Raw genomic sequence first — 11,954 nt, 5'->3', positions numbered from 1 at the left:
CTGCCTGGCTTTGACGAATCTGGAGGAAACCCACCAAACTCTTCAGTCGGCGAACCCGGCCTCGGGCCGGGTAGGCTTGCTGGTTGCAAAAAAGCGGCGACTCGAGGGCTGACCTCCTCCAGCATCTGCTGTCGCACGGTTTGCTCAATGCTTTCCAGACTATCGAGCCTGTCTCGGTTGCTATTGCGGTACAAAATCTCGGCAATCTCTGCTGTACAAGCTTCCAATCGCTTTTGGTCTTCGGGGGTCATGGTGAGTCGTCCCTGAGCTACCCCTCTATTCTCCCCCTGACACTGTTTTCGCGAAAGTGGGATGCTCCCAGCGATCACTGTATAACAATCCCAATACACACCGACCGTCGAGAGTTATCTGTGAGTATCAGTTGCTAATTGAGGCGGGTGATTGGAACGTTAGACGTATTCATAAAAAACTAGATTGAGTATCGATTATCTTTACTGCCAAAGTATTTTCTTGAAACGAGGAAATTCATCAATTGTTTAACTAACATGGCTTTTTATTTCAATCATCTACCCCTTCTGCAAAAGGAGTTCTAATGATTGCTGAAATCATCACCCAAGTCATTGAGGAGATGAATGATTTGCCTGATGACTTGCAGCAGCAAGTTTTGCAATTCATTGAAACCCTGTGGCAACAGCATCTTCAAACCCCTGGCAATGCCTGGGATGTCCTCGAATCTCTCACTGGCACCGTTGAAGCTCCAGCCGATTGGTCAGCCGAACATGACCATTACATCTACGGCACCCCCAAGCGCCAGGAAACCGAATCATGAGTCGCGATCGCCTGTTCCTCGACACCGCCTTTATCCGGCGTTGCTCAATCCTCACGACGATTACCATCAGCAGGCCAAGCAGCTTTTTCCTCGCGTTCGCGCTGCAGCAGAAGTTTGGCTGACTGAAGCCATTTTGGTAGAAGTGGGCAATGCCTTGAGTAGTCTGAATCGCAATGGAGCAGTCCAGTTTATTTAACAGTGCTACCGAACTGAAAACATAAAAGTCGTCAGCATTGACACCTCCCTCTTGCCGCAATCCCTCGATCTTTACCGCTTTTGTCCTGATAAAGGCTCGGGACTAACGGACTGCAATTCGTCGTTATGCAACAGCAAAGTCTGGTCGATGCTGTGACCAGCGATCGCTATTTCCACCAAGCCGATTTTCACACGCTAATGACCGAAACTAATCCTAAAGCTAAACGTTCACCGGCCAGCGGTTTGTGGAGCAGGCACTGAATGGGGTGTCCCTCGCTGGGTCTACCTGGATAGCCCTCAGGCCAAGCCAGTTACTGATCTGGAGAAGGTCAGCCAGCAACTCCGCAATGTGCTAGCTGATGAAGTCGACAATCTACCTAAAGACAGCTGGAACAGGCGGCCAGAGTTCTCCAAGACTTCCTGCAACAGCTCCGTCAGACCGAGGCGCTGCTCCTACCTCGGCGGAAACAACGGGCGCTGGAGGAAATGAAATTCATCTTGGGAGAATACCTGGAACGGGCTAATCTCTAGGGGGATAGCGATCGCGCCAATTTCATCCGACAGCTCCTAAAGCTTCTGCAGCCTAATTCCCAGGAACCCGTAGACCCCGGTAGCTTAGCCGAACACTGGCTCGGCCTGATCGTCCCATCTGGTACGACTGCCTCAAACAGCAATTGTCCATTAAAGAATTATCTTTCCATCTTTAAACAATTAGATTCCATCGCTTCAGATTGCTACGAGCCTTGCGATGCAACGTTTTGAAGGTCTTTAATAGCTGCAATTCAGCTCACGGTGGCTTTAAAGGATTATTCTTCCTTTGGCCTCAAATCGGCCCCTGGATTTAGAGAATTATTTTTCCCTCTCCATGGTCGCTCGCTACAGGCTGAAAGCCTTGCTTCCCAAAGCTTTCAGCCCGTAGTATGCGGAAGGTCTCCTTAAGCTGCCTAGCCTGAACCTGTTCGTAAAAATCCTCTGCTCATCCTCAAATACACTCAGCAATCGGTTATTGATTAACGAAAATATCCTAAAGCGGGTGATCGGACTCGAACCGACGACATTCAGCTTGGGAAGCTGACGTTCTACCACTGAACTACACCCGCAGAGGTGTCGCTGGGCAAGCTTGTTACCAACGGAACCTCATTATACGATTATTTGCTCAAGGTATATTCCTTCGGCGAAGTTTCTGGGGCAGAGGGCGGGGTGGGGCCGCCATCGTCGCCACGCAGGCGGGCAAACAGCTTGGCGATCGCCCCATTCAGCCGATCGATATAGGTAAACAGCACCGGCACCACCACCAGCGTCAGCAGCGTTGAGGTGGTAAAGCCGCCGATTACCGCGATCGCCATTGGGCTGCGGGTTTCGCCCCCGGCCCCAATCTCCAGAGCGATCGGCACCATCCCGGCCATCGTCGAAATCGAGGTCATCAAAATGGGCCGCAGTCGGGTGGTTCCGGCCTCCATGACCGCCGCCCTGGCGGATTTCCCCTCCTGCTTAGCCATCAGGGCATAGTCCACCAGCAGAATGGCATTCTTCGTTACCAGGCCCATCAGCAGCACAATGCCAATCAGGGCAAAGAGGCCCAGCGACTTCTGGGCAATCAGCAGCCCCATTAGCGCGCCCCCCACCGACAGCGGCAGGGCCGCCATCACCGCCACCGGGTAAATAAAGCTGTTGTAGAGCAGCACCAGCACCGCAAAAATCATCAGCACCGCCGTTCCCAGGGCCAGGGCAAAGCGGCTGAAAATATCCCGCATAATTTCGGCATCGCCAGAGGGCTGCTGGGTCACGCCCGCTGGCAGGTGCTGCATGGCAGGCAGTTCGCCTACGGCGGCTAGCCCCTGGCCCAGGGTAATACCCTGGAGGTTAGCGCCAATGGTGACCTGGCGGGCGCGATCGAAGCGATCGATTTGGGCTGGGCCGCTGCCAAAGCGCACATTAGCAACGGCGGCAAGGGGTACCAGGTTGCCGCTGTCGCTGGGCACTCGCAGGGCCTGAAGAATCTCGGGATTATCGCGAAAGGCCGGATCGATCTGCACGCGAATGGGAATCTGGCGATCGCCCAGGTTAAAGTCGGCCAGGTTAGCGTCGGTATCGCCCAGGGTCGCCAGGGAAGCGGTACTGGCGATCGCCTGCACCGTCACCCCCAGGTCGGCGGCGCGGGCCATATCGGGAATAATCTGCACCTCGGGCCGCACCAGGCTGGCGCTAGAGTTAACATCCACCAGGCCAGCAATGTCCCGCATTTCGCGGGTGAGCAGATCGGAGGTCTCCCTCAGCGTCTCTGGGTCTTCACTTTTCAGCACCACGGTCAGGTCTTTGCCTTCCCCCGAGGCCCCCTGGCTCTGGACATTAATCCGCGCTCCCGGCACCTGCTGAAAAATATCGCGGGCCTGCTGCTCAAACTCCTGCTGGGACAGATCGCGATCGCCCTTGGGCAGCAGCCGAGCGTAGAGGGTGGCCGAATTCACCCCGCTGTCGCCCCCCTCGGTAGCCAAAACGCCGTCCACCGCTGGGTTCGCCAGCAGCCCCTTCGTTACCTGGGCGGTGGCCCGCTGGGTATCGGCCAGGGTGGCTCCCGGCGGCAGCTCCACCGCAATGGTGGAAAGGCTTGAGTCGCTGCTGTCAAACAGGCTGGTGGGAATGTAGGGCACCAGCCGCAGGCTGCCCACAAAGAAAATTAGCGCCAGGGCCAGCGTCAGCCCCCGGTGCCGCAGCGCCCAGCCCAGCGCGCTGCGGTAGGGGCCAGTGCGTCGGGGCGCCCTGCCATTGGAACTCCCGTGCCCACCCGTTCCGTTTCCCTTGGGCTTGAGCAGATAGGCCGCCATCATCGGCGTAATCAGCCGCGCCACAATGGTCGAAAATATCGTTGCCGTGGCCACCGTCACCCCAAAGGGCTTAAAGAACTGACCCGGAATGCCCCCCATAAAGGCCACCGGCAAAAACACCGCCACCAGCGTCGCCGTGGTGGCCAGCACCGCCAGCCCTACCTCCGCCGCCGAGTCCAGGGCCGCCTCAAACGGTCGCTTGCCCATGTGCATGTGGCGCTCGACGTTCTCAATCTCTACGATTGCGTCGTCGACCAGGTTCCCCACCGCCAGGGTCAGCGCCAGCAGGGTCATGCTGTTGAGGGTGTAGTCAAACCAGTGCAGCACCAAAAAGGTTGGAATAATCGACAGGGGCAGCGCCGTCGCGGTAATCAGCGTCGCCCGCCAGTCCCGCAGAAATACGCCCACCACCACCACCGCCAGCAGACAGCCCAAAATCAGCGCGTCGATCGAAGCCTGGTACGAGTCACGAATTTCGTCGGCGCGGGTAAAGATCAGCTCAATGTCAATATCCTCGGGCAGGGTCTCATTCAGCCCCGCCACCGCCGAGCGCACCCCATCCTCCACCGACACCAGTACGCTGCCAGTGCTGCGATAAACCGAAAAGGCCACCACCGGCTCGTTGTTGAACTGGGCCGACTGGCGCGCCTCTTTGAAGCCGCTGTCCACCGTCCCCAGGGTGCTGAGGGGCACCGTCGTACCGTTGGGCAGAGCAATCGGGTAGGCCCGCAGCGTCTCTACGGTTGAAGCACTGCCCAGGGTGCGAAAGCTTTGCTCCTGGCCGCCCAGGGTAGCCCGCCCGCTGGGCAGGTTGACGTTCAGCGCCCGAATTTGGTCGTTTACCTGGGTAGCAGTAATGCCCAGGGCGTCGAGCTGGGTGGGGTCGAGATCCACCCGAATCTCAGGGTCAACGCCACCCACCCGGTCCACCCGCGCCACTCCTTCTACCGTGAGAATGTCTTGGCTAATGGTGCGATCGACCAAATCGCTGAGTTCTTCTACCGATCGCTGCGCAGAGTTGACGGCGTAGGTCATAATCACGCCGCCGCCAAAATCCAGCCGCTGAATCACCGGCTCCTGAATGCTGCCGGGCAGGTCTTGGCGAATGCGGGTGACCGCATCGCGCACGTCGTTGGTGGCGCGATCCACATCGGTACCCAGCACAAAGGTAATCGAGGTGGTCGACGCGCCATCCCGCACGGTGGAGCGCAGCTCGTCGATGTTGCCCAACCCGGCCACGGCGTCTTCAATTTTTTTCGTCACCTGGGTTTCCAGCTCCTCTGGCCCAGCCCCGGTCTGGGTGACGGTAATACTGACCGCGGGCAGGTCAATGTTGGGGTTTTCGTCGATGCCCAGCTGCCCAAAGGCCACCATGCCCCCCAGGGTCAGCACCAAAAACAGCACGATTACAGGAATCGGGCGACGAATAGACCAGCCGGAGAAGTTCATGGAGGAGAAGGGTAGTTAGTTTGGATGTGTGGGGTGCATTAAGCTTTAGCAAACCTATGCGTTTGAGCATGGATTTTAGTGAAGCCGTAATGCACCACTGCGAGATTTTTGTGCCTACGCGGGTTGGACGGATGGTGCATCGCTGCGCGGAAGCACCCTACGGGACGACGGTCACCACATCACCGTCCTGCAAGAACCCGACGCCGGAAGTAACAACCTGTTCCCCAGATTGCAGTCCCTGGCGTACTTCGACGCGGGCCTCAGCATTGCCGCTGGCGGCCAGGCGGTTGCCCAGCTCCACACTGCGCGCCGCTACCTGATTGCCGTCCGTGAGCACAAATACCTGGGTGGTACCGTCGGGCTGGGGCTGGAGCGCTGCAGCGGGTATGGTCAACCCCTGACGCGAGCTGGTGGTAATGTCGCCGCGCAGAAACATGCCGGGCTTGAGCAGGTCGCTGGCTGGCAGCGCGATCTTAACCGTCGCCACTCGGGTTGTCGCATCGACCACCGGATCAACCGACCCCACCGTACCCTGGAGCTGAATGCGGCTGTCGCTCGTGGAGGTAATCGCCACCGGGGCTCCGATCGCCACCTGGTCGAGCTGGGCCTGGGGCACTTCAGCCGCCAGCTCCAGCTGGTTATTTTGAATCAGCGTCACGATCGGCGTGCCGGGCGAGGAGACATCGCCTATGGTGGCCTGGCGCTCGGCGATTACCCCCGCGACGGGGGCGCGCACGGTGGTCTGGCTGAGCTGGGTTTGCAGGCGGTCAATGGCCGCCTGCTGCGATCGCACCCCCGCCTCGGCACTGGCCACCTCGGCCCGGGCCAGCGCCACCGCCTCCTGGGCATTGACCGCCTCGGTGCGCTGCCGGGTCAGCTCCTGCTGGCTGACCGCCCCGCGATCGGCTAAGGACTGGATGCGAGCGAGGTTGGCCTGGGCTTCGGTCAGGCTAGCCTGGGCCTGGGCCAGCGAGGCCTGCTGCTGGCTCACCTGGGCCTGGGATACCGAGAGCTGGGCCTGGGCCTGGCGCAGATCGGCCTGGAGCGTGGCATCGTCCAGGGTGGCGATCGCCTGCCCCGCGCTGACGGCATTCCCCTCGCGCACCAAAATCTGGCGAATCTGCAAGCCGCTCGCCTGGGGCGCGATCGAAAGCAGGTCAACGGCTTGAACGGTACCACTGACGGCCAGGGTATCGGCCACCGCCGCTGACGTCGCCGCCGCCACCGTCACCGTTTGAGTCGCTGCCGGAGCAGAGTCAGGCGCTTCCGGCGGCGCTACCTCGCGCCCACCCAAAAGTCGAGTCCCGGCCAGGGTCAGCAGCACTCCGGCCCCCAGCCCCAGCAGCAATCCCGACCACTGACGCGGCATTTTGCGTCCGGCAGTGGCCTTGTCAATGTGGGTCATATCCTGCTTGACAGATGAGTCAGCCGTAGGGCCTAAACGGTTAGAGGACGGGAGATTGTGCACTTACACACCCTCAGAAATAACGGCTGAATAGGTTACGAAATGTTTATTTTCCCATTATGACCTAAACCCTCTCATCCTTGGGATCGCTTGATTTACAAGGGAAATCAAGCCCTTGCTCCGGTCCAGGCGACGAATCTTATCAGTTCTGCTGACTTGAATCACAACCCTGAATAGGGAAGGTTTGGTCTAATAGCAAGATATCTATTGCGTGGGCCTCACTCACCCCGTCGTCACTGCTCTCTTCCGCCAACGGCTCGACTCTAAAAAGGCAGGTCTTGGGAATGTTTAACGCGACCGAAATCCTCATCAGTGACTTTGTAGACAAGCTGCGGGCCGGGTATCACCGCACCTACGGTGGCCAAAACCCCGACTACGAAGACATCATTGCCTGGGCGGGCAGCATGGCGCTCGAAAACATTGCCAACAGCGACGCGCTCTATCACAACGTGGAGCACACGATTCTGGTAGCGCTGGTCGGCCAAGAAATTTTGCGCGGTAAGCACATTCGCGAAGGCGGTGTCACCTGCAAAGACTGGATGCACTTCATCATTTCGCTGGTGTGCCACGACATTGGCTATGTCAAAGGGGTCTGCCGTAACGACCAAGACCGCAATCACCTCTACTCCACGGGCAAAGGCGACGAAATGGTGCCGCTGAAGCCAGGCTCCTCCGATGCATCGCTTACCCCACACCACGTCGATCGGGGCAAGCAGTTCATTGAAGAGCGCTTTGGCAATAATCCAGTCATTGAGGCGGAGATCATCAAGTACAATATCGAGCTAACGCGCTTTCCGGTTCCCAAGAAAGAAGACCACCAAGATACCCACAACTTTCCAGGCCTGGTGCGGGCTGCTGACCTGATCGGCCAACTGAGCGACCCTCGCTACCTGAAAAAAATTGGTGCCCTGTACTACGAGTTTGAAGAAACCGGCCAGAACCAGTACTTGAACTATCAGCACCCTGGCGATCTGCGGGCCAACTACCCTAAGTTTTACTGGAATGTGGTGCATCCCTACATCCAGGACGGGCTGCGCTACTTGTCGCTCACCCAGGAAGGGAAGCAAATTATTGCAAACCTCTATTCGAATGTGTTTATGGTAGAGAAAGAAAATGAGCAAGCCGTAATTCACACCTAGACCTGTCTATGACCTGGTGGCGCAAGCTTAAAACCAATCGCCTGGCCCAGTTGGGCGCAATCTTGCTGATCGGCCTCTATGCCGTGGCTCTGGGGGCCGGCTTTTTTGCCCCCTACAGCCCCTATGCGACGCAGCCCAATGGCTCGCTGCTGCCGCCCACCCAGGTATACTGGCGCGACGCCGAGACAGGCAGGTTTTTTCCCCACGTCTACCCCACCACCCAGGGGCCGGTAGATATAGATACGGGCGATCGCGAAATTATCGTCGACCGCAGCCAGCCCTCCGCCATTCGCATCTTCCACCACAACGACGAGGGGCGGCTCACCCTGTTCGACACCGTTGGCCCCGGCAAGCTAAACTTGCTCGGCACCGATGAGCAGGCCCGCGACCAGTTCAGTCGCCTCGTCCACGGCAGCCGGGTCAGCCTCAGCGTAGGGCTGATTGGCATCGCTATCTCCTTCCCCCTGGGCATGCTGGTGGGGGGCTTAGCGGGGTACTTTGGCGGTGCGGTGGATGCCGTGCTGATGCGCCTTGTGGAAGTGCTGATGACAATTCCCAGCATTTATCTGCTGGTGGCCCTAGGGGCGGTGCTGCCGACGGGCATCTCCAGTACCCACCGGTTTTTGCTGATTGTCCTCATTACGTCGCTAATCGGCTGGGCTGGGCTGGCACGGGTCATTCGCGGCCAGGTGCTGTCGATTAAAGAGCAGGAGTTTGTACAGGCCAGCCGGGTAATGGGGGGGCGGCCCCTGTACATCATCACCCGCCATATTCTGCCTCAGACCGCCACCTATGGAATTATTGCGGCAACTCTGGCGATTCCAGGCTTTATTTTGGCAGAGGCGGTGCTGAGCTTTATCGGGCTGGGCATTCAGCAGCCGGACGCCTCCTGGGGCAACATGCTTACCCTGGCGACCAATGCGTCTATCCTGGTGCTCCAGCCCTGGCTGGTATGGCCGCCCGCCATTTTAATTGTAGTTACGTCCCTGGCCTTTAACCTGCTGGGCGATGGCCTGCGCGATGCCCTCGATCCCCGCACCCTCAAGCAATAATTCCAAAAAGGCTCTTTGGCTAGCAGCTATATCTCCAGCTAGATGCGATCGCCCCCGCCCGGAGCTAAGCTCTTTGCGATTAAGTTCTGGGGCACTGGCGCATGGGACTGATTGAGCTACTGGTTTTACTCATTGTCGCCGCCATCTGCGGGGGCATTGGCCAATCCCTAGCGGGCTACTCCGCCGGAGGATGCTTAACTTCAATTGTGGTGGGTTTTGTTGGGTCTTACCTGGGTGTACTAATTGCCCGCAACCTGGGCCTGCCCGAGCTGTTTGCCCTTCAAATTGGAGGGCAGTCCTTTCCAATTATCTGGTCTATTATCGGGGCTACTCTGTTTACGTTCATTCTGGCCTTGCTCAATCGGGCTTTTGTCAGGCGTCCCTAGCAATCAATGAGGACTCAATGACAGAAGTATAGGCACTATTTCCATAAGCTAGGGGCAGGGGAGAACTGGGAAGGCAGAACGGTAGGTGTATTTCAGATATCGAGTACCAGGTTCCTTCTCGAAGGTTATTGCTATCGGCGTCCCCGAAGGCAGTAGCCTGGAAATAGCGGCTTTAGCAGGAAACGCTCGATGAAAAAGCTGGCATCAAAGACGGTGATGCAAATCATGGCGATCGCACTGATGTGTCTATCGCTGTTGGGCTGCGGCCTGATTAACCCCAGGCCACCAAGGACCGTGGTCGAAGCCGCGATCGCCCAGAAACTCTCCCAAACCCAGGCCGTTCTCTATCGGCAACTCGCCCCAGCTATTCCCCCTGCCGATCTAGCCCAGGTGGGCCGTATTCGCATCACCGATCACCATTGGACTACTCTGGCTGGTCAGCCAGCGGTGGAGGTCACCGGTAGCTATCACCTGAAGGGAGGCCAGCTAACCAGCGCCCAACGCCGCCAAACCAGGGAGTTTGACCTCTACCTCCAGCGCGGCGATACAAAACAATCGTGGCTGCTTCTAGAACCCAGCTTGGCAAAATCGGGAGAGATTTTGCGCTGGCAATCGACGCCTGTGCTGAGATCGATCGAAGACAGCCAGGCAAAGTCTGGCTAAGGGGTGAGATAATCGCTTAAACCCAATTGAGCAATTGTTGGTGCTTTATAAACGCTTTATTCGCACAGGCAGAATTGGGGTTACAGACGACCCTATGATTCTGGATTCGCTATCGGAACTGGCTTGTACTCAATTAGCGTTGCAGGTGTATTGCGCCAGCGATTGAGCCAATATCGGCCTTGCCCAAGTGCTTGGGGCAGTTTTGAAATAGTGCAGAAGAAAGCGTAGAGCCAGGCATGTCCAGGTAAGTCTCCCTGCCCCTGACGATACTTATAAATGCGCCACGCCAAAATTGGGTAGCCCAGCAAAAGCAGCAGGCTGAGCCCGCAGGTGGGCCAACCCAAAGCCAAAGCCAAGGCAGGAATAACCATCCCCCAAAGCCAACCACTTTTGTTTTCCTTAACCATGTATGACTCCGGTGGTTCGCCGTACATGGCTTTTCCCTCCGCAACCGCCCATCCACCACGAATTGAGCGCTTCCACCATTGACCAAAGCGAGTCATCGCCGCATCGTGCAGCGTCATATCAGCATCAATGCGCTCTATCTTCCACCCTCTCTGGCGCAGGCGAATACACATCTCCGGCTCTTCGCCGCAAATCATTTTAGGGTTGTAACCACCTACCGCTTTGATAGCCTCAATGCGGGCTAGCATGTCGCCTCCACAGGCTTTGGCCTCACCCACTGGCGTGTTCCACTCCATATCAGCCAGACGATTGTAAGGAGACGCTTCGGGGCAGCGCTCTCGTCGCCGTCCGCAGGCAATAGCAAGATCTGCTGATTGCTCTAAAGCTGCGATCGCTTTATCCATCCAGTCAGGCAGGAGTTCGCAGTCCCCATCAATAAATTGCACATAGGTGAGTTCAGGAAAGCGTTCAGTTAGATACTGAAACCCCGCATTGCGTCCACGCGCCATCGTAAACGGCACAGACATATCAAGCTCAACCACGTGAACGCCCATTTCCTGCGCCTGTACTACGCTACTGTCGATAGAACCAGAATCGACGTATACAATGGGACTCCCAGCGGGGCCATGGGTTTGCAAAGACTGGAGACAGCGAATCAGACGCTCTCCTTCATTACGACCGATAGTGACAATCCCTACCTGACTCATCACACTACTTCTTAAAGGTCTTAAGGCACTTCCACAAGCTACTGCCTGAGCACTGAGCAGTTACACTAACCTAAGCACAATTTTACCAAGCCTTTATTGAACAAGTGTAGCTAGCTAGGGCACAAAGCAACCTTAAACCACCGCTGTGGTAATCGTTCCAAAACCGTAGCCCACCAAGCCCGGAACCTTGATCCAGCAAGTGTTTCCGAAGTTAAGCTCCCCTAATCGGTGGGCTGAAGTCTTCACTATCCAAAATCCACGCTTCACAACGACAAACCCAATTGACTGACAAAAGTTACCATGGAAGGTGGTGTTAAGCGGAGCAGAATCCAACATCAGAGACGCTTTCGATGGATTGCCCTGATGCTACCCATTCTCCTGTAAAACAAGGGTTTTAGGAGTTTCGCCAGCTAGCGAGATGGCGAATTCCCGATGCTTAGTAGTCGTCAAAGGGATTTAAAGTTAATTTCATCACTAATTTTCAGTAACTTTACTCTTGCTTTAAGTTTACTTGCTAAGCAAGTCAGCTTCTAGCCACCATATAACAACGTTGTTTATCCTAAAGCGCTTATTCATCGGTCAGGTAAAGGTTGCAGCAGGCAGGGCAAGAGAACAGGCTAATATTGATACCCCAGAGACTCCAAAAATACCTTGGCCAACGTTTATTCTTCAAGCTTCTCTTAAGGTGTAAAGAACTTTTATGATGAATGTATTTTTTCTGGGCTTCTCTACAGAAATATGTTACAAGTTGTACATTCCTATGGCTGTAATCATATCAATAAGAGATCGCTTATCTTTCTAGAATTTCAGTGTTTTTTCATCAAAAAGGCGTGATTAATGTATAAAGATTTATTTAACTAGGCGGAAGTGGTCATGGC

At 56.4% G+C, this 11,954-nt stretch carries 8 protein-coding genes, 1 tRNA gene and 2 pseudogenes; 6 read left to right on the top strand and 5 right to left on the bottom strand.

Annotated elements, in window-relative coordinates; all coding sequences use genetic code 11:
- Positions 1-251 (bottom strand): annotated as a pseudogene (locus LEPTO7104_RS41195) (hypothetical protein); the annotation flags it as partial.
- Between the two features lie 302 nt (positions 252-553).
- On the opposite strand from LEPTO7104_RS41195, the gene LEPTO7104_RS0110290 reads away from it, so the two are divergent.
- Complete coding sequence (locus LEPTO7104_RS0110290; RefSeq protein WP_017298492.1) at positions 554-790, top strand: hypothetical protein; 237 nt, start codon at positions 554-556, stop codon at positions 788-790.
- Positions 787-1,246, top strand: a pseudogene (locus LEPTO7104_RS43575) (type II toxin-antitoxin system VapC family toxin). Before LEPTO7104_RS0110290 ends, LEPTO7104_RS43575 begins: the two are co-directional and overlap by 4 nt.
- 767 nt (positions 1,247-2,013) lie before the next feature.
- On the opposite strand, the gene LEPTO7104_RS0110280 reads toward LEPTO7104_RS43575, so the two are convergent.
- The 3 genes from LEPTO7104_RS0110280 to LEPTO7104_RS0110270 form a co-directional block, all read right to left on the bottom strand.
- Positions 2,014-2,085 (bottom strand) — tRNA-Gly (locus LEPTO7104_RS0110280).
- Between the two features lie 48 nt (positions 2,086-2,133).
- Positions 2,134-5,259 (bottom strand): efflux RND transporter permease subunit, encoded by a 3,126-nt coding sequence (locus LEPTO7104_RS0110275; RefSeq protein WP_017298490.1) that lies wholly within the window; start codon positions 5,257-5,259, stop codon positions 2,134-2,136.
- Between the two features lie 157 nt (positions 5,260-5,416).
- Positions 5,417-6,727 carry an efflux RND transporter periplasmic adaptor subunit gene (locus LEPTO7104_RS0110270; protein WP_026072560.1) on the bottom strand — a complete coding sequence of 437 codons (1,311 nt, stop codon included), beginning with the start codon at positions 6,725-6,727 and terminating at the stop codon, positions 5,417-5,419.
- A gap of 281 nt (positions 6,728-7,008) precedes the next feature.
- On the opposite strand from LEPTO7104_RS0110270, the gene LEPTO7104_RS0110265 reads away from it, so the two are divergent.
- The 4 genes from LEPTO7104_RS0110265 to LEPTO7104_RS0110250 all read left to right on the top strand — a co-directional run bounded on the left by LEPTO7104_RS0110265 (position 7,009) and on the right by LEPTO7104_RS0110250 (position 9,964).
- A complete protein-coding gene (locus LEPTO7104_RS0110265) occupies positions 7,009-7,863 on the top strand; it encodes an Npun_R2479 family HD domain-containing metalloprotein (protein ID WP_017298488.1) in 855 nt (284 codons plus the stop codon).
- Positions 7,864-7,871: 8 nt separating this feature from the next.
- Entirely contained in the window at positions 7,872-8,915 is a 1,044-nt protein-coding gene (locus LEPTO7104_RS0110260; RefSeq protein WP_017298487.1) for an ABC transporter permease, read from the top strand.
- Positions 8,916-9,016: 101 nt separating this feature from the next.
- Entirely contained in the window at positions 9,017-9,301 is a 285-nt protein-coding gene (locus LEPTO7104_RS0110255) for a hypothetical protein (RefSeq protein ID WP_017298486.1), read from the top strand.
- 189 nt (positions 9,302-9,490) lie between these two features.
- A complete protein-coding gene (locus LEPTO7104_RS0110250; protein WP_017298485.1) occupies positions 9,491-9,964 on the top strand; it encodes a hypothetical protein in 474 nt (157 codons plus the stop codon).
- 92 nt (positions 9,965-10,056) lie between these two features.
- Here the strand turns inward: LEPTO7104_RS0110250 and LEPTO7104_RS0110245 are convergent, their stop codons facing one another.
- Positions 10,057-11,076 (bottom strand): glycosyltransferase family 2 protein, encoded by a 1,020-nt coding sequence (locus LEPTO7104_RS0110245; protein WP_017298484.1) that lies wholly within the window; start codon positions 11,074-11,076, stop codon positions 10,057-10,059.
- Positions 11,077-11,954 lie beyond the last annotated feature (878 nt).

Source organism: Nodosilinea nodulosa PCC 7104 (assembly GCF_000309385.1).
GTDB lineage: Bacteria > Cyanobacteriota > Cyanobacteriia > Phormidesmidales > Phormidesmidaceae > Nodosilinea > Nodosilinea nodulosa.
This window is presented reverse-complemented; position numbering and strand designations above follow the sequence as displayed.

Coding starts and splice junctions, on each gene's coding strand:
- LEPTO7104_RS0110290 (WP_017298492.1), top strand. CDS start 554: ATGATTGCTGAAATCATCACCCAAGTCATTGAGGAGATGAATGATTTG.
- LEPTO7104_RS0110275 (WP_017298490.1), bottom strand. CDS start 5,259: ATGAACTTCTCCGGCTGGTCTATTCGTCGCCCGATTCCTGTAATCGTG.
- LEPTO7104_RS0110265 (WP_017298488.1), top strand. CDS start 7,009: ATGTTTAACGCGACCGAAATCCTCATCAGTGACTTTGTAGACAAGCTG.
- LEPTO7104_RS0110260 (WP_017298487.1), top strand. CDS start 7,872: ATGACCTGGTGGCGCAAGCTTAAAACCAATCGCCTGGCCCAGTTGGGC.
- LEPTO7104_RS0110255 (WP_017298486.1), top strand. CDS start 9,017: ATGGGACTGATTGAGCTACTGGTTTTACTCATTGTCGCCGCCATCTGC.
- LEPTO7104_RS0110250 (WP_017298485.1), top strand. CDS start 9,491: ATGAAAAAGCTGGCATCAAAGACGGTGATGCAAATCATGGCGATCGCA.
- LEPTO7104_RS0110245 (WP_017298484.1), bottom strand. CDS start 11,076: ATGAGTCAGGTAGGGATTGTCACTATCGGTCGTAATGAAGGAGAGCGT.